General features: G+C 44.8%; 14 protein-coding genes. 1 reads left to right on the top strand and 13 read right to left on the bottom strand.

Annotated features, from left to right (window positions below; translation table 11 throughout):
- Positions 1-6: 6 nt before the first annotated feature.
- The 13 genes from modB to EI162_RS04040 all read right to left on the bottom strand — a co-directional run bounded on the left by modB (position 7) and on the right by EI162_RS04040 (position 16543).
- On the bottom strand, positions 7-708 hold the full coding sequence (modB, locus tag EI162_RS04100) for a molybdate ABC transporter permease subunit (RefSeq protein ID WP_192523159.1): 702 nt from the start codon (positions 706-708) through the stop codon (positions 7-9).
- Between the two features lie 333 nt (positions 709-1041).
- A complete protein-coding gene (modA, locus tag EI162_RS04095; RefSeq protein WP_192523158.1) occupies positions 1042-1974 on the bottom strand; it encodes a molybdate ABC transporter substrate-binding protein in 933 nt (310 codons plus the stop codon).
- A gap of 281 nt (positions 1975-2255) precedes the next feature.
- Positions 2256-2747, bottom strand: a complete 492-nt coding sequence (locus EI162_RS04090) for a molybdenum cofactor biosynthesis protein MoaE (protein ID WP_192523157.1) — start codon at positions 2745-2747, stop codon at positions 2256-2258.
- A gap of 64 nt (positions 2748-2811) precedes the next feature.
- Positions 2812-3090 (bottom strand): MoaD/ThiS family protein, encoded by a 279-nt coding sequence (locus EI162_RS04085; protein WP_192523156.1) that lies wholly within the window; start codon positions 3088-3090, stop codon positions 2812-2814.
- A 104-nt stretch (positions 3091-3194) separates the two neighbouring features.
- Complete coding sequence (gene moaB / locus EI162_RS04080; protein WP_192523155.1) at positions 3195-3725, bottom strand: molybdenum cofactor biosynthesis protein B; 531 nt, start codon at positions 3723-3725, stop codon at positions 3195-3197.
- Between the two features lie 143 nt (positions 3726-3868).
- Positions 3869-4978, bottom strand: coding sequence for a GTP 3',8-cyclase MoaA (gene moaA, locus EI162_RS04075; protein ID WP_192523154.1), 1110 nt, complete (start codon positions 4976-4978; stop codon positions 3869-3871).
- A 251-nt stretch (positions 4979-5229) separates the two neighbouring features.
- Positions 5230-6525, bottom strand: a complete 1296-nt coding sequence (gene glp / locus EI162_RS04070) for a gephyrin-like molybdotransferase Glp (protein WP_192523153.1) — start codon at positions 6523-6525, stop codon at positions 5230-5232.
- A gap of 143 nt (positions 6526-6668) precedes the next feature.
- Entirely contained in the window at positions 6669-7727 is a 1059-nt protein-coding gene (locus tag EI162_RS04065) for a peptidylprolyl isomerase (RefSeq protein WP_192523152.1), read from the bottom strand.
- Positions 7728-7830: 103 nt separating this feature from the next.
- Complete coding sequence (gene narI / locus EI162_RS04060) at positions 7831-8556, bottom strand: respiratory nitrate reductase subunit gamma (RefSeq protein WP_192523151.1); 726 nt, start codon at positions 8554-8556, stop codon at positions 7831-7833.
- Positions 8557-8570: 14 nt separating this feature from the next.
- Entirely contained in the window at positions 8571-9371 is an 801-nt protein-coding gene (narJ, locus tag EI162_RS04055) for a nitrate reductase molybdenum cofactor assembly chaperone (RefSeq protein ID WP_413038374.1), read from the bottom strand.
- A 49-nt stretch (positions 9372-9420) separates the two neighbouring features.
- On the bottom strand, positions 9421-10959 hold the full coding sequence (narH, locus tag EI162_RS04050) for a nitrate reductase subunit beta (protein WP_192523149.1): 1539 nt from the start codon (positions 10957-10959) through the stop codon (positions 9421-9423).
- A 92-nt stretch (positions 10960-11051) separates the two neighbouring features.
- Positions 11052-14810, bottom strand: a complete 3759-nt coding sequence (locus EI162_RS04045) for a nitrate reductase subunit alpha (protein ID WP_192523148.1) — start codon at positions 14808-14810, stop codon at positions 11052-11054.
- A gap of 353 nt (positions 14811-15163) precedes the next feature.
- A complete protein-coding gene (locus tag EI162_RS04040; protein ID WP_192523147.1) occupies positions 15164-16543 on the bottom strand; it encodes a NarK family nitrate/nitrite MFS transporter in 1380 nt (459 codons plus the stop codon).
- A 384-nt stretch (positions 16544-16927) separates the two neighbouring features.
- Between EI162_RS04040 and EI162_RS04035 the strand changes: the two genes are divergently transcribed.
- Positions 16928-18442, top strand: a complete 1515-nt coding sequence (locus tag EI162_RS04035; protein WP_192523146.1) for a type IV pili methyl-accepting chemotaxis transducer N-terminal domain-containing protein — start codon at positions 16928-16930, stop codon at positions 18440-18442.
- Positions 18443-18450: the final 8 nt, after the last annotated feature.

Here is an 18450-nt window from a genome sequence, read left to right as displayed (position 1 = left end):
TTGTGTTTATGGGTTGTGGCTGGATTTATTAAAGCTAGCAATCAGTGCCACCATGACCATGCCCATAATGATGAGAATGACAGACATCATATGAGCTGCCTCATAATTAAGCGCTTCTACTTGCTCATAGATAGCAATCGAGACGACCTTGGTCTCACCTGAAATACTACCGCCAATCATCAGTACTACACCAAATTCACCAATGGTATGGGCAAAGCTGATTAAGCTACCAAGGATAATGCCGATACGTGCTTGCGGTAGTGCCACTCGTAGAAAGCGTCTTAGACGGTTGGGTTCTAGTAGGCTTGCCACTTCCATGACGCTGGCTGGGATGCGTGAAAATTGTGCGTAGACAGGCTGCACGTAAAAAGGCAGCGAGTAGATAATAGAGCCGATGACCAGTCCCTCAAAGGTAAAGGTAAAGGCACTGATGTTGTATTGAGCGAGCCATTTACCAATACCGAAATTTGGGCTGAGCAGTAATAATAAATAAAACCCAATGACAGTAGGCGGCAAGACAAGTGGCATGGCAATCACGCCCATAAGCAGTATTTTGATGCGACCAACGATATTACCGCGACTGGGTTTGGCCAACCAATAAGCCAATGGCGTGCCAAGTAACAATAAGCATAGGGTAGTGATAGCAGCAAGCTTGATACTGACCCATACTGGCAGCAGCATATCTAAAATAAGGGATTGAGATATCATAGCGTTATTGTTTATCTACCTCTTATTTAATGCGTTACTGATAGGGCGTTATTTATAAGGCATCGCTCATAGTGTCATGCTATTTACTCTACTTAGCATCATACTATAGTGAGTTCAGTATAAAAGCGATACAGCGGGACTGGAATGAATTTTTTGCAGCCTCTGTCTGCGCAGGCACAGCACGCCAGAAAAATTTATACCAGTTCCGCATCAAAATATAATGTATCTGTTTTATTTGGAATCGACTATATAGAGGCGCGCTGACAACGACAGCTCAAACTTCATTGTCAACGCGCCCCATTTATAAATGACAGCTTATAAGTAACAGCGGTGCTATTTAACGGCTAAATAACCAGCTTCAGAGAAATAGGCTTGCCCTGCAGGAGAGCGCAGATAGTCAGCAAAATCTTCAGCGCTAGCGACATCAGTAATGACCATGCCGTCCTGTAAAATAGCAGGATAAGACTCTGGCGGTAAGATATAAAACTGCTCAGGCGTCGCTTTGATGGCAGTGACTTGCGAATGGGCGACAAACCCATAATCGACACTGCCAGTATGCGCATACTGGAACGCTTGACCGATATTTTCGGCCTGAATGATGCGTTTTTGTGCGGTTAAGGAATCATAGAGGTCTTGTGATTGGAGATAGGTTTTTGCAGACTCGCCGTATGGAGCAAGATCAGGGTTGGCAATGGTTATCTTGGTTTTGTCATCGCTGTTAAACAAATCGGTCAAAGTGGTCTGATTTAACCCATCGACTGGTTTGGTTGCACTATAGATGGATAACTGACCTTGGGTGTAAGTAAAGGGCGTACGATTAGCCTCACCTTTGAACATCTCCTCGGCTAACTGAGCAGGGTAGGATTGGTTGGCAGCCAAGAATACATCGTAAGGTGCACCTGAAGTGATTTGAGAATAGAGTTTACCTGAGGAGGCGAAAGTAACTTCAATCTCTTGATCTGGCAGATTTCTATCCGCTTTATAACCCTCGATAATCTCCGGAAACACATCTGATAAGTTGGCCGCCGCGGCAATACGGATATTTTCAGCTGGCTGTGTGGTTTGCGGTGCATCATTAGCAGCTGCTTGTGTCTCATCAGTGCTGGCTTCTTTACTACAGGCGCTTAGGGCCAATGCTAAACAAGCAGACGCGCCTAGTGTCACGATAGATTTTGATACTTTTAAATCTGATGCTTTTAAATAAGGTGATACGTCAGATAAATGGTTGGCTGGTTTATGACGATTATTTGATTGCTCTGCTTGCATACTCTATACTCTATACTCTCAATTCAAAATAAAAAACAAAAGTTAGTAAAAATACATTATCTTTTTATAGTAAACAGCTTCATAGTTGACTGGCAGTTTTTCGCCAATCAACAATACGTTTGGCTGATCTTATTGTGTGCTGAAATGAAGGTTTTTTACTTAACAGGCCTGCTGTGCCTACACAGACAGAGGCTGAAAAAAATATATCAGCAGTACCGTAGCGTTTTTTAAGATATTTTAATTTTAGTTGTTATTCCACCATCTTTCTTAACCATTGTTACTTAGCCATTATTACTTAGCCATTTAGAAGAATCGTCTTGGTAGTATTCTTGCTTCCAGACAGGAATATCCGCCTTAATAGTATCCAATATCCAGCGACAGGCATCGAAAGCAGGGTAGCGATGCGATGAAACGACCCCAACCCAAATGGCCACATCACCAATCTCTAAAGCACCAATACGATGGATAGCAATTGCGTGGGTAATCTCAAAACGTTGCTTGGCTTCTTTGATAATGGCACGGCCTTGATTGATTGCTAAGTCTTCATAACCATAATAGGTTAAGCGATTTACATTACTGGCATTATTATGGTTGCGTACGCGCCCCTCGAAGCAGACAAACGCCCCGCAGCTATCATCATCAAGGGTTTTTTTGAGTCGATTTTCGTCGATGTCAGTATCTAGCAGCGCAAAGCCATCACGTTCAGCGATTGAGTAAGCCTCATCGATGCTGCGCTTAATATTCATCGATTGTCCGTGTACATTGTCTGTCATTTATTTTCTCAAACTATTATTTTAACAAGCGTTGCGATGATATGGATGAAACGTCCAAGCTATATTAACCACCTGCGACTGGGGTAATAAAAACCACGCTATCGCCGTCATGAATCTCATCCGTCCATTTGGCAAAGTAGTCATTCACTGCTACACGCAGCTCAGATTGCGGACGACTAAAGCGATGTTTTTGGCTCAGCTGTTCATACAACTCAGTCAGTGAAGTCGTTTGTTTAACTTCAACTTTTTCATCATGACAGTTGGCTTCATCAGCCAAGCTGGCGAAGTATAAAACAGTGATATTCATCGTGGCATCTGTATGGTTCTCTACTACAGTACTCATAGATAACTCCGTTATTGGTTCATAATCGACACTTTATGCACGAGGCATTGCCGTCGCTATCTTTTGAAGGCAAGAGGCCGTTATTGGCGACTCATCATTTGCGACTAACCATGGCTTGGGTTGATCTGCATAAAGTGCGGTACAAAATTACAGGGACGTGTGCGGCTATCGAACTGCTCTTTTAGGATGCCTTCCCAGCCCGTACGGCAAGCACCAGATGAGCCGGGTAAGCAAAATATACCCGTACCATTTGCCATTCCTGCAACCGCACGCGATTGAACCGTTGACATACCGATATCATCTTTGGAGATTAAGCGGAACATTTCACCGAATCCATCAATTGATTTGTCAAACAATACATTGACGGCTTCTGGCATGCTATCTCTAATATAAAAGCCCGTACCGCCGGTGGTGATAACCGCGTGAACATTGGGGTCTGCAATCCAGCCACTAATCACCGCTCTAATTTTGTAGATATCATCGATAATTAGCTGACGGTCTGCCAGTTGATGACCTGACTCTATTAATTGATCGACCAAATACTGCCCCGAGGTATCTTCTGCGAGCGTACGGCTATCAGAAACGGTTAAGATGGCAATATTAAGCGGGATAAATGCTGCAGCAGGTTTGGACATGGATGTTCCTTAATGGCTATTGTTTCAATAATTAGGGTGTTAAATATAGTTTTTTTTCAAATACAGCTATCTTTAAAATGTGACAGTTTTTAAAATCTCGCAATATTTTTTTACGCTAAAATCTCGAGTCTAAACGCAGTGGCCTAGCCACCAATCATCGACAAGTTATTCATCATGCCACTATTAGAATCATGGAGGTGATGGTGTTCAGGCTTGATTGGCATAAAGCTGTGTAAGGTATTGACCAGCCCTGCGACATCGTCTTGCTGCAAATGCTTTCGAATGTCGTAGTTGCCTTGGTCAAATAAACACAGATGCACCTTGCCTTGGCTACTGACGCGCAGGCGATTACAGCTGTCACAGAAATGTGCGGCATAAGGGGCAATCATACCGATACGGCCTTGATAATCAGGGTGGCTGTATTCTATCGCTGGGCCATCGGTACTGCCGCGCTCGTGTGTTTGCCAGCCATTTTCTAGCAAATAATTGGTAATCATATCGGACTGGGCGTGCTGCGCAAAAAACAAATCGCTGTTGTCACTGGTCTGCATAAATTCAATAAACCGATAGGTGACCGCTCTGTTTTTGACATAGTCGATGGCATTTATGAGGTTTTCAAAGCCAGTTTCCGCCATTAAGATGCTGTTTATTTTTAGCTTAATATCGGTGGTTTCTAATAACAGATCCATATCCGCCAGCAGTTGCGGCAACATATTAAAGCCAGTCATTTTATGAAAAGTGGCCGCATCAAAGCTGTCCATACTAATATTGATTTGGTTAAGCCCAGCTGCTTGCCAATCGGCTAAGTGCTTGCCAAGCTTATAGCCATTACTGGTCATGGCAACGGTTTCTATACCTTCGGTGTTTTTAATGATCTTAATAATTTCGACCACATCACGGCGTATTGAAGGTTCGCCACCAGTAATCCGTACCTTTTTTGTCCCTACTTGGGCAAACCCACGGATTAAAGTAGCGATTTCAGTGACACTCAGCTCATTTTGTGGTGGTTTGCCTTGATAGCCATTTGGCAAGCAATACTCACAGCGAAAATTACAGAAGTCAGTAATCGATAGCCGTAGATAGGTGAGACGTCGTGCGAAACCATCTGTTAATGGTTGCGAGAGCGTAGCAGGGGAATGAGTAGACGAGATAGTGACTTTCGATGGGGCGTCGTTGTGCCCATCAAAAATAGCGGGTGCAGTGGTAGGCGAATACAGTTGTGCATTGCCTACGGTGGGGACAAGATGGTTCATAGATGATTACCATTAATATTGATTATAGTGTGTACTTTTAGGCGTTGCCTCAGGTTGTGAGTGGGAGGTTTTATATTAGTATTATGACAGTTTATCAGCAAATAATCATTAACCCTAACGCTGCTATAACCTACTACCAAAGTAGTATTGAGCTGACTTAGAGATGATTCAGTAAAATTAGGGTTGATTCAGTAAAAGAAGCTACTGGATAAGCGCTTGCTAATAACCATGATTATTAATTAAAACAGATATTAGTGGTAAAACCAAGGGAATGGTTGAACGTGTACTTTGTCACCAGCTGATAAACTGCTAGTGTCTTGAGCCAATACCATCAAGCAATTGGCCTGGCTAAGCTGTTTGATACGGTGCGACTGCTGCTTATTAAAGCTTTCGACGTAAAAGCCACCTGACTTATCTTGTGACAAAACGCCTCTCTGAAAATCCGTACGCCCTGCTGATTTTTTAACCTCATTCGTAAGCGTGGCGGTGATTGTCAACGATACCGGTTGCTCTTGTGTCGCAGCGCCTGTCATTTGCCACAAGGCGGGCAGCACAAATTGTAGCGTACCAACGACAGTGGATAGTGGGTTGCCTGGTAGGCCAAAATATAATACGGGCTTGGTAAGGTTTTGAGTCAACTCACCAAATACAAAAGGTTTACCCGGTTTCATCGCCACTTTATAGTGATTGATTTTGCCAAGTTGGTCAATGGCGGTGGTTAAAAAATCATAGTCACCAACCGATACGCCAGCAGTAGAAATAACCACATCACAGGCTTGCATCGCTTCGGTTACCGCGGCAGTGGTCTTGTCTAAGTCATCAGCGATGATGCCATAATCGCGAATGTCTATCGGCAAATCAGCCAATAGGGTTTTAAGGGTTGGGGTATTAGAGTTATAGATTTGCGCCACGCTGTCAAGTGTATGGCCAATTGCCACCAGCTCATCACCAGTCGCTAGCAAACCAACGATTAACGGCTGATAAACATCAACTCTATCAAACCCTAAGTTCGCCAGTAAGCTAATATCAGTAGGATTGAGTCGCTTACCTTGGCGTAAAACCACTTCACCCGCTTCGATTTCTTCGCCTTTTTTACGAATATTATTATCACATTTGGCGGTTTGACTCAGGCTGATGGAGTAAGGTTGTGATTTATCAAGGGTGTCTTTTATCGCGGCAAAATTGGTATTTTCTTGCATGATAACGGTATCACAGCCATCAGGTACGATAGCACCGGTAAAGACGCGAATCCCTTGTCCTGACTTGATGTCGCCAGTGTAAGCGCTGCCTGCCTGTGACTCACCGATGATAGTGATGGTCGAGTCTGCTGACAGCACGCTACTTCTAGCAATCGCATAACCATCCATCGCCGACAGATTCTGCCTCGGTATAGCAAATGGCGAGATAATATCTTTTGCCAAAATTTGATTGCGACTGGCTAATAAATCGTAGCTATCGATTTGTCTGTTATGCAGCGGATAGTCGTTGTGATGATAAGCTGCTATACGTTGTTTTATGGCAGATTTGAGCGCTTCAACTGTAATCATAGTTCTGTACCCATAATTTTGTACTCATATCTCTGTACTCATAGTTCTGTACTCATTTTATTCGTATTAAGTATTAGGGCGTACCCTCGTAGGAGTTGAGGGCAAACCTAGTAATAAGAAGCAAGTGATTAACAGTTGACTGATTATCCGCGAAACACGTTTTCTTGCTCAAGCATCATCTCGATACCCTCGATATCTGCTTCATTGGCTAAAGTAAACAGGTAATCGCATAATGACTGATGAAAGGCTTGCTGGCTTAGTTTGTTGTGGATAGCAGGGCTGACTTGCTCATAAATCATTTGTATCCCAGGTTCTTTGCTCAGCACCTCAACGACATGAAAACCATAGCGGCTTTCGATAGGGCTTGGCGCCAGTCCTTTATCTAACTTAAATAACGTGCTTTCAAACTCTGGCACCGTTTGTCCTTTGTTAATAATGCCCAATTCACCGCCTTGTTCTTTTGATGGGCAAGCAGAGTGCTGGCGTGCCAATTGGATGAATTCTGCATCGCGGTTGCTGTTATTTTTGATTTGTTCAATAAACTCGTAAGCGGTTTTTTTGAGTTTTAATCGCTCGTCGCCATCTTCTGGCAAACACGCCAACAATATATGACGCACATTCATAATTGGATCGGTCATATAATCTGTGATGTTTTGTTGGTAATAACGCTCACACGTTGCCATATCAGGCATCGTCGCTTGGACGTTTTTATCTATCAATCTCGAGATGGCTTGTTCTTCATCGTCTATCCATGCTGTCTCACCAAGGCTTGGCTCATCCAATACGGCGAGTCTGAGTAATTCGCGTACCACCAGTGCCTGAGTCGCATAAAACACCGCATCTTCTTTGTTTTCTGCTGGGTGGTATTGCAGCTCTTGGGCAATGTTGGTTCTGTCGATCATCACCCCATTCACCGTGACCGAAGGCAATTCATCACGGCTAGAAGCGATTAGGTTGTTGTGATTGCTGCGCTCTTCTTCCATGGCTTTTTCAATGAATTCTTGATCAGAATGTGGTTTTTGCAGATCCGTCATGGTTGGCATAAGATGCACGATGTCATCACCGTGGTCGTGGCTGTGTTCATGGTTGTGGTCATGATCATTCGCCATGTTGTTAGCATCAGTCTGACTGCCACTATGAACGTGACCGTTTACATTATTGTTAGTCGCATGGTCGGCTGGATTATAGGTACTGACAGTCATGGCTTTTGCTCCACTATGTATTTTTTGATAGACGTTTGAATAGGTAGGGCGTGTTGATTAAATGTGCTCATTGATGACACGCCCTACATACTGCTTTATAAACTTACTGAGATTTCTTTTGTCTCACAATTTGATAGCGACGACCGAAATACCAAATGGGCGCACTAATAATATGAATGAGCCGTGTGAACGGAAATATCGCAATTAGAGTGATACCTAGCGCCATATGTAGCTGATAAATCAAGTCAGTTTGCTCGATACGCGCTGCTGCTTGCCAAGGTCTTAAGACGGTGATGTCTTGTGCCCAGCCAGCTAAATTCATCATCGTCAAGCCATCCAAATGCTGCATGGAGGTAAAGATTGACGCGAGACCGAGGTTGAGCTGGATAAATAACAGCACAAGGACGAGCTTGTCTGAAAACGACGAGGTATTGGAAATACGATCATCCGTAAAACGCCGCCACATCAGCATCACAAGACCGAACCAACAGAACACCCCTGCAATGCCACCAACGACTACGGCTAAAATCTGCTTATGGCCCGCGCTGATAAATCGGTCATAGAGAAAGTGCGGCGTCAGCATCCCAAATAAATGCCCTAGCAATACCACAATGATGCCTACGTGGAATAAGTTGCTGGCAAGACGCATGTTTTTGGTTCTTAGCATCTGCGTCGACCCGGTTTTCCATGAATACTGCGACAAGTCAAAACGTACCCAAGTACCAATGATAGCAATGGTCAATGCAATATACGGATAAACGCCAAAAAGGAATATTTGCAGCCAATTCAAATTGGCGATAGACGATACACTAGGATCTGCAATATTCATGTCATCTCTCCTTATTATTGTTTAACCGATGGGTTGGTTTTAAAGTCTACCCAATGCACAGGCGCATCGACGGCGTTTGGATTGGCTCTAACGCCCGCTTTTGCTGCCAGACTTTGGGTGCTGGTTTGTGATGGGCAGCGATCTTCTTGTTGCGCATCTAAGAACGTGACCACTTCTTCTTCCCATTCTTTGTCCAGTGCTTCAAAGGTGTCATCAGGTTTTTCTTTACTGATTTTTTCTTGATACTCTTCAATCATATCGAGCGGCTTACCGGCAATTTGCAGGAGTGCATTGAAGCAGCCTTGATAGAGACTGCCGCGATCCTCTAACCTAGCAGCAAGCAAGGCGATGATATGGCTGACATCGGCAATATCCATACGAATCTGAATATCATCTTCGATAACCGTAGCTTGATAGGCTAAGAACTCGAGATATAAAGGCAAAAAATCCGGCAGCTCTTTAACGCTAATCTCAAAACCAGCTTCTTGATATTGACCCATCAAATCGACCATGGCTTGACCACGATCACGCGACTCGCCATGGACATGCTCAAACAACCACAGCGATAAAGAACGACCGCGCTCAAACAGACCGTCATAGCGCGCCTGTGCTTCAAGAGAGCCAGTATCAATTAAGTCTTCGATCAACTCGATAATTTGCGCCCGCACGGCTGGGCTAATTAGCGTCGATGTTGCGACAATCTCTGTACAATCAGCAAGCGTATCGCCCGTAAATAGCTCATTGCTTGGATAGTCTATGAGCAGGCTTAATACCTTGAGTAGCTTTAGGTCTGAAGCACCAATAACCGACGGCATAATAGGGTCATTCACAGAACGGTCGGTATGATATTGAGTAGTTTGCATCTTATGACTCCCACTTTTGGACGGTATCGATGAAATCACGACGGTTGGCTTTGCGTTGACCGAACATACTGTTGTCAGAATGTCCTGAACAGCCTTCACCAAAGGTAAAGCCACAGCCGTTACGCTCAGCGAATGCATCACTCAACGCTTCTTCGCGGTGCGCCGTTGGAATAACAAAACGATCTTCATAGTTAGCAATCGCCAGATAGCGATACATCTCTTCAACTTGCAGCTTAGTCAAACCAACATCGTCTAAGATGCTTTGAATTTCTTGCTTTTCGACCAGTTGCATACGTTTGTAGCTACGCATAGCAAGTAGACGTTTTAATGCAAGACGAACAGGCTCTTCATCACCTGCGGTTAGTAGATTGGCCAAATAACGTAGCGGAATACGTAAGCTGTCGACATCTGGAATCAAACCGTCCATACCGACTTGGCCCGCTTCAGCAGCGTTTTGAATCGGTGATAATGGCGGCACATACCAAACCATCGGTAGCGTACGGTATTCAGGGTGTAGTGGTAGCGCAAGCTTCCAGTCCACCGCCAGTTTATATACTGGTGAACGCTGGGCTGAGTCAATCACTGACTGCGGTACACCGTCTTTTAACGCTTGGGCAATCACCACAGGGTCATTAGGGTCTAAAAATAAATCTAATTGTGCTGGATAAATGTCTTTTTCATTGGGTGTACTAGCGGCCTCGGCGATTTTGTCCGCGTCATATAGCAAGACGCCTAAGTAGCGGATACGACCCACACAAGTCTCAGAACAAACCGTCGGTAGACCGGCTTCAATACGTGGATAACAGAAGATACATTTTTCAGATTTGCCTGATTTCCAGTTGTAATAAATCTTTTTATATGGACAACCTGAGATACACATGCGCCAGCCGCGACATTTTTCTTGGTCGATTAAGACAATACCGTCTTCCTCACGCTTGTAGATCGCGCCACTAGGACAAGCCGCGACGCAAGTTGGGTTCAAGCAATGCTCGCATAGGCGCGGCAAATACATCATGAAAGTGTTTTCGTACTCGCCGTAGATATCGGCTTGGATGTTGTCAAAGTTTTTATCTTTGCGACGTTTTTCAAATTCTGAGCCAAGGATTTCTTCCCAGTTAGGACCCCATTCAATCTTTTGCATGCGTTTGCCGGTGATGGCTGAGCGCGGGCGAGCGATTGGCTGGTGGTTGCTGATCGGCGCGGTATGTAGGTGCTGATAATCGAAATCAAATGGCTCATAATAGTCATCGATTTCTGGTAAGTCAGGGTTGGCAAAGATGTTTGCCAATACTCTGAATTTACCGCCGATGCGTGGATTAATCGTGCCATTGGCATTACGAATCCAGCCGCCTTTCCATTTAGTTTGGTTTTCCCACTCTTTGGGATAGCCAATACCGGGTTTTGATTCAACGTTGTTAAACCACGCATATTCCATGCCTTCACGGCTGGTCCAGACGTTTTTACAGGTGACTGAGCAGGTGTGGCAACCGATACATTTATCAAGGTTAAGCACCATGCCGACTTGCGAACGAATTTTCATGGATCTGTGCTCCAAATAGTGGTAAAAAAGCAGCTTTGGTTTCTTCAGAGATATCCTAAAATAAGGATATATTTTCGATAGAAGAAATGGCTTTATCCGTCAATGCTGGTAGGTAGTGGGCGAGGTAATTCGTTATCTGGCTTATCTTCTAGCCAGTCGATGTTTGACATCTTACGAATCACGACAAACTCATCGCGGTTACAACCGACGGTGCCATAGTAGTTAAAGCCGTAAGACTGCTGGGCATAGCTACCAATCATGTGGGTCGGTTTCAAAATCGTCCGAGTGACCGAGTTATGGATACCACCACGCGTACCGGTCTGCTCAGAACCTGGAATATTGACCAGTTTTTCTTGGGCGTGATACATCATGGTCATGCCTTCTTTGACACGCTGGCTGACGATGGCACGGGCGGTAATCGCTCCGTTAGCATTGAACAGCTCGATCCAGTCGTTATCGACGATACCGGCTTTTTGCGCATCGACTTCCGACATCCAAACACAAGGTCCGCCGCGGCTAAGGGTCAGCATGAGCAAGTTTTCAGAATAGGTACTGTGGATACCCCACTTTTGGTGCGGTGTTAAAAAGTTTAGTACAATCTCTTTATTACCATTTGGCTTGGCGTCTTTGAGCAGCTCAGTGGTCTTGGTATCGATTGGTGGGCGATACTGCTGCATTTGCTCGCCAAATGCCTGCATCCAAGGGTGATCTTGATAGAATTGTTGACGACCAGTCAGTGTGCGCCAAGGAATCAGCTCATGGACGTTGGTATAGCCGGCGTTATAGCTCACTTCGTCCGATTCGATACCAGACCACGTTGGGCTTGAGATGATTTTGCGTGGCTGGGCAACGATATCTTTGAAGCGGATTTTTTCATGCTCGCTAGACTTGGCCAGATGGGTGTGGTCGCGACCAGTAAATTCAGATAGTGCGGCCCAACCTTTTACCGCCACGTGACCATTGGTTTCAGGTGCGAGCATTAGAATCATCTCAGAAGCGTTGATAGCGGTAAAGATACGAGGACGACCTTCAGAGATACCCGGCTCGGTTACTCTATGGTTTAAATCACCCAGCTGTTTGACCTCTGTTTTCATATCCCAATTCAAGCCTTTTGAGCCATTGCCCAGTTCTTCTAGGGCAGGGCCAAGCGAGGTGAATTTGGCATAAGTATTGCCATAATCGCGTTCAATCACTTTAATCATTGGACAGTTTTTGCCCGGGACTGGTTTTTCACCGGCTGTTTTCCAGTCAGTGCCACCAAATGGTTGCGCCAACTCACCGGGGGTGTCATGTTGCATCGGTAAGGTGACGACGTCAGTTTCAATACCTAAATGACCTTTTGATACTTCTGAGAAGCTCTTGGCAATGCCTTTATATATCTCCCAATCCGATTTAGATTCCCAAGCAGGGTCGGTAGCGGCTGTTAATGGGTGAATAAACGGATGCATGTCTGAGGTATTCATGTCATCTTTTTCGTACCATGTTGCTGTTGGCAATACGATATCTGAATACAAACAGGTAGAAGACATACGGAAGTCTAAAGTGACAACCAAATCTAGCTTGCCAGTCGCGCCTTTTTCTATCCAATCAACTTCTTTTGGTTGCAAATGACCTTCTGAGTTTTCTTCATTGAGGAGACCATTTTTGGTGCCCAAGAAGTAATGCAGCATGTACTCGTGACCTTTACCTGATGAGCCCAATAGGTTTGAGCGCCAGATAAACATGTTGCGTGGGAAGTTCGCTGGGTTATCAGGGGATTCACAAGCAAAACGTAAGCTACCGTCTTCAAGAGAGTCGACGACATACTCTTCCACATCTTTGCCACTATCAGCGGCTTTGGCCGCGATAGTCAGTGGATTACGGTTGAGCTGAGGCGCAGAAGGCAGCCAGCCTGCACGTTCTGCTTGAATGTTATAGTCAAGCATATGCTCGGGGAAAAACTTCTTATCAACCAGTGGCGAGAGTATTTCATGGGCAGAAATAGTCTCATGACGCCATTGTGAGCTATGAGCATAAAAGAAGCTGGTACCCGCCATATGACGTGGCGGGCGATGCCAATCAAGCGCAAACGCTAAAGGTAACCAGCCCGTTTGTGGACGCAGTTTTTCTTGACCAACATAATGCGCCCAGCCGCCACCAGATTTACCGATACAGCCACACAGCATCAGCATGTTAATCACGCCGCGATAGTTCATATCGAGGTGATACCAGTGGTTCATACCCGCGCCGATGATAATCATCGATTTGCCATGGGTTTTATGGGCGTTTTCAGCGAACTCACGTGCCACTTGGATGACGCGCTCACGGCTCAAACCAGTGATGACTTCTTGCCATGCAGGGGTGCCGGGTACGGTCTCGTCATTGTAATCATCGGTGACATGCTCGCCGCCAACGCCATTATCTACGCCAAGATTGGCAACGGTTAAATCAAATACGGTAGCGACGATAGCGGTTGTGCCATCGGCAAGCGTAACCGTTTTACAAGGAACGGTCTTCTGTTGTATGGCTTCACCCGGCACCGAGGTAAAGTGCGGGTGCGACACATGCCCAAAGTAATCAAAACCGACTTGGCAAGTCTCATTACTGTCTTTTAGAGTCAGTGTCAGGTCAATATCGGCGCCAGTGGCACCATTTTTTTGTTCCAGATTCCATTTGCCTTTTTCGCCCCAACGATAACCGATAGAGCCAAGTGGAGAGACCAGCTCGCCATCACTATTTAGACCGATGGTTTTCCATTCTGGGTTGTTTTCTTGACCCAAGTCATCGATTAAATCAGAAGCACGCAGATATCGACCCGCATGGCGCGCGCCTTCTTCGCCTTCTAGCATTACTAAGACGGGTAAGTCGGTATAGCGCTTGGCATAATCTAAGAAATAATCACTTGGTTGCTTGAGGTAAAACTCTTTGATAATGACATGGCAGAATGCTTGTGCTACGGCGGCATCGGTACCCTGTTTAGGGTTCAGCCATAAGTCCGTTAGTTTAGAGACTTCAGCATAGTCAGGGGTGATAGAGACTGTCTTAGTACCTTTATAACGAACTTCGGTAAAGAAATGCGCATCAGGTGTACGCGTTTGTGGAACGTTTGAACCCCAAGCAATAATATAATCAGAGTTGTACCAATCGGCTGATTCAGGCACGTCGGTTTGTTCGCCCCAAACCATTGGCGAAGCAGGCGGTAAGTCACAATACCAATCATAAAACGATAAGCAAACACCGCCAATTAACGATAAATAACGACTACCAGCAGCGTAACTAACCATCGACATCGCAGGAATCGGTGAAAAACCAACGATACGGTCAGGACCAAAGGTTTTGGCGGTATAGACGTTACTGGCAGCGATGATTTCATTGACCTCAGCCCACGTCGAACGAATAAAACCACCCAAGCCTCGTTTAGATTTATACTGTTCAGCTTTAACAGGGTCTTGGACGATACTGCCCCAAGCATCGACTGGGTCAGGGTACTGAGCCTTGGCCTCACGCCATAACTTTAAAAGTGGCTTACGCACCTTAGGATATTTCACACGGTTGGCAGAGTACATGTACCAACTATAGCTTGCGCCACGAGGACAGCCGCGCGGTTCGTGGTTTGGTAGGTCGGGGCGGGTTTCAGGGTAGTCAGTTTGCTGCGTCTCCCACGTGACCAAGCCGTTTTTGACGTAGATTTTCCATGAGCAAGAGCCAGTACAGTTGACACCATGCGTTGAGCGCACGACTTTGTCATATTGCCAACGGCTACGATACACATTTTCCCAATCACGAGACTCATCGCGTGTCTCGCCATGCCCATCGGAGAATTCGTCCTGTTTACGTTTAAAAAAACGGAATTGGTCGAGTAAATGGCTCATTTCGCTATCCTCTGTATTATTGCCTAAGGTGTATCTAAAGCTGAGTGGCGCGGTACAAATAACCCTTTGCCCAAGCTGTAAATATTTTTCGATGGTGTCATTTTAATTACCCCACGGCGGTCTTACTATTAGCTAACATGAGCAGGGCACTACCACCTTAGTAGTAGCTATCAAAAATAAAATATCGTTAAAAACACCATTAAGAAAAGTTAAATAGCCTGCATCGATAAACTAAAAAACAGCAAACAGAAACTTGAATAAAAAAAGTGCTACTTACGCTGGTAAGTAGCACTATAAAGAGAGACGTTTTGGTTTAAGAATGGTGCTTAAAAGCCCGTTTTAATAGATTGCCCTTAGCAAGGAATTTCAGCATTAGCACGGCTGTAATACCACCAAGTCAAAACGATACAGAGGATATAAAAGATGATGAGCGCAATAAACGTACCATCAACGCCCAACCCTGAACCAAACATTTTGGGGATAAAGAACGCGCCGTATGCGGCGACCGCTGAGGTAAAGCCAACCACAGCTGCGGACTCTTTGCGAATCTCGACGAATAGTTCTTCTGTCCCTGCTTTTTGAGGCTGACGGCGATCGTGAAAGGTTCTAAAAATGACTGGTATCATGGTGAAAGTAGAGCCGTTACCGATACCGGTGGTGATGAATAACACCATAAAGGAGATAAAGTAGCCGACGAAGCTGCCCTCATGGGTTTCACTTGGTAAGAAGTACATCACTGCCAATACTGCTAATACCATTACTACATAGTTCCAAAAGGTAACTTTTGCGCCGCTGGTTTTGTCAGATATCCAGCCACCTAATGGGCGGAATAAAGCACCGACGAGAGGACCTAAGAATGCAACTTTGAGTGCATCAATGGCAGGAAATGAGTTTTTAATCAACATCGGGAACGCTGCTGAAAAGCCAATAAACGAGCCAAACGTCGCCATATAAAGAATACACATGATCCAGTTGTGTTTGCGTTTAAAGATAATCGATTGGTCTTTAAATGAGGCTTTAGCAGTGGCGATGTCATTCATGCCAAACCACGCCAATGCTGAGAAGAGCAGGATAAAAGGCACCCAAATAAAGCCGGCGTTTTGTAGATAAAACAATCTACCGCTGTCAGATATTTGTGCATCACCGCCCAAGCTACCAAACGCGGCAACCAAGATAATCATCGGTACCACGAACTGCATCACAGATACGCCAAGATTACCAAGACCTGCGTTTAGCCCCAGCGCCGTGCCTTGTTCAGCCTTTGGATAAAAGAATGAAATATTGGACATCGATGAGGCAAAGTTACCTCCACCGAAGCCACAAAGTAGGGCGATAATAGCAAATATTATAAATGGTGTATCAGGGTTTTGAACCGCAAATCCCATCCATAATGCTGGGATTAATAAAGACAAGGTAGATATCGCTGTCCAACGTCGGCCACCAAAAATAGGCACCATAAAAGAATAGAAAATCCGTAGCGTCGCCCCTGATAGCCCTGGCAATGCCGCGAGCCAAAACAGCTGGCCGGCATCAAAAGCAAAACCAATTTCTGGTAAGCGTACGATGACCGCGCTCCATACCATCCATACCGCGAACGCTAATAGCAATGATGGTATCGATATCCATAAATTTCGACGAGCGACTTTTTTGCCGCCGCCTTCCCAAAACTCTTCTACTTCAGGACGCCAGTCAGTGATGAGCTTACCACCTTTGAAGTTGTAACGACTGCCCATGTTATTCCTCACTTAGTATCGGCTACGCTTAGTTATGATCAGTGTTTTCTTATGATTAAGCCGCCGTTTAAACTCGCGGTATACCGTAAAGCCCACTCATATTAATATTAATAAAAAAGGGCTACTGTGCCTGCTAGTCAGCGCTATGAATCACTTGATCTATCAAAAAATGATAACTCACGGTACTGCGTTATCATGAATATGAGTATTCATACATAGTGGTATACTGATGACTGAAGGGGGTAGGTTGCAGGCGGGTTTACAAATGAGGTATTTGTATTTAAGCTTCTTTATTTTCCAAACCCTATAGTTAAAACAACGGTCTTGAAAGTTATGAGCAGATATTTTTAGAAACTGATTTTTGATGGGTGAGCGCTATTAGTTATGTCTAATCTACGAAAACAATCTTTGTCCCTGCACGCTTGGATCGCTATTATTACCATCGCTATCTTATGCTTTATGTCAGCGATAGGAAGTGGGGCATTGGCTTGGGTAGCACGCTCAGATGCTGAGGCGATTAATACCGCAGGCTCGATACGGATGGCAGCCTACCGTATCAATTTTCAGTTAGCGACTGACTTTTCTGATGACCATCCCGCGAGCTCAGTGTTAAACATTTACCAAGATAGCGTAAACAATACAGATGGTAAGCCGCTTCAAAAACAGGACAAACTGGACTTTTCTAATAAGACCAAGCCTGAAAAGGTTGGGCTTCTTGTCGAAGACATGGAAGAACGACTTGAAGAGTTACAGCAGTATCAACTGACGAGTGCCAACAGGCATACCCGCATCAACAACCAGCTAAAACAGGTTCAGTCCCAATGGTCTCAGGATTTAAAACCTGCATTGTTGGCACAAGATAAGCAGATGTTTTATCGCGTTTCAGACAAGTATATTAAAGACGTAGATCGCTTTGTAGGCGAGCTACAGTATAGAAACGAGCAGCGTCAAATATGGCAGCAAAACCTACAAATACTCTCATTGATACTTACCCTCATTGTGATGTTGATTGGTATGCAAAGATTGCATCAAGCGGTGCTAACTCCTATCCAGCAGCTGATTAAAGCCAATAATCAATTTAAAAGAGGCAAATACCATACCCGAGTATCTATAACGGGCTATAGAGAGTTTGAGGTGCTCGGCAATTCTTTTAACGACATGGCAAGTACGATTGAGACCTATCAGCGCTCGCTTGAGAGTGAGGTGCAGATAAAGACCCAACATTTGGTAAAAGCCAATCATGTGCTGTCGTTGTTTTATGATTTTTCCAAAACCATTACCACCAATAAAGTCAGCTTATATCAGCTAGATAAGCTGGTAGCAGATTTCAGCAAAACCTTGCCACACTTAGAGTTTACGCTGTGCATACAGAATAAATATATTACCAATAAAAACGCCATCGTTCTGCATGGTGAAAGAATGAAAGAGCTGTGCAAAAAGCTCAATTGTGATAGCTGCGCCACCAAAAATGGTGAGTTCACAAAGTCTTATCCAATTACTCATCAACAAGAAGAGTTTGGTGAATTACGTGTCAGACCAAAGTCGACGCTAGTGATGAATCAGTCTTTTGCCACTAGTAACGTCCATAATGATACTGGTGATGGTGTGGCGCCATCACAGCGTATCAAGACCATAGAAACGGGAACAGACAGCATTTTTCCGTTTACCAGTGTTGAGTTAGATACCCAAAATGATGAATTAATCGTTGCGCTAACCAATTTAGTCAGCACCGCCTTGTCACTACGTAAGCAAAGACAGCAGGAACATCAACTTATCCTATTCGAAGAGCGTTCGACCATCGCTCGAGAACTGCATGATTCTTTGGCACAGTCGTTGTCCTATTTAAAAATTCGGTGGTGTTCTAAAAAGTATGCTGGCATCAGACGTAGCCATAATTGATGTAAAAG

It is taken from the genome of Psychrobacter sp. FME6 (genome assembly GCF_014861365.1).
Classification (GTDB): domain Bacteria; phylum Pseudomonadota; class Gammaproteobacteria; order Pseudomonadales; family Moraxellaceae; genus Psychrobacter.
Note: the sequence above shows the minus strand (reverse complement) of the source record. Positions and strands in the feature narration are given on the sequence as shown.

Coding starts and splice junctions, on each gene's coding strand:
- moaB (WP_192523155.1), bottom strand. CDS start 3,725: ATGTCCAAACCTGCTGCAGCATTTATCCCGCTTAATATTGCCATCTTA.
- glp (WP_192523153.1), bottom strand. CDS start 6,525: ATGATTACAGTTGAAGCGCTCAAATCTGCCATAAAACAACGTATAGCA.
- EI162_RS04040 (WP_192523147.1), bottom strand. CDS start 16,543: ATGGGCAGTCGTTACAACTTCAAAGGTGGTAAGCTCATCACTGACTGG.
- modB (WP_192523159.1), bottom strand. CDS start 708: ATGATATCTCAATCCCTTATTTTAGATATGCTGCTGCCAGTATGGGTC.
- EI162_RS04085 (WP_192523156.1), bottom strand. CDS start 3,090: ATGAGTACTGTAGTAGAGAACCATACAGATGCCACGATGAATATCACT.
- EI162_RS04045 (WP_192523148.1), bottom strand. CDS start 14,810: ATGAGCCATTTACTCGACCAATTCCGTTTTTTTAAACGTAAACAGGAC.
- narI (WP_192523151.1), bottom strand. CDS start 8,556: ATGAATATTGCAGATCCTAGTGTATCGTCTATCGCCAATTTGAATTGG.
- EI162_RS04035 (WP_192523146.1), top strand. CDS start 16,928: ATGTCTAATCTACGAAAACAATCTTTGTCCCTGCACGCTTGGATCGCT.
- narH (WP_192523149.1), bottom strand. CDS start 10,959: ATGAAAATTCGTTCGCAAGTCGGCATGGTGCTTAACCTTGATAAATGT.
- modA (WP_192523158.1), bottom strand. CDS start 1,974: ATGCAAGCAGAGCAATCAAATAATCGTCATAAACCAGCCAACCATTTA.
- EI162_RS04065 (WP_192523152.1), bottom strand. CDS start 7,727: ATGACTGTCAGTACCTATAATCCAGCCGACCATGCGACTAACAATAAT.
- moaA (WP_192523154.1), bottom strand. CDS start 4,978: ATGAACCATCTTGTCCCCACCGTAGGCAATGCACAACTGTATTCGCCT.
- narJ (WP_413038374.1), bottom strand. CDS start 9,371: ATGCCGTCGGTTATTGGTGCTTCAGACCTAAAGCTACTCAAGGTATTA.
- EI162_RS04090 (WP_192523157.1), bottom strand. CDS start 2,747: ATGACAGACAATGTACACGGACAATCGATGAATATTAAGCGCAGCATC.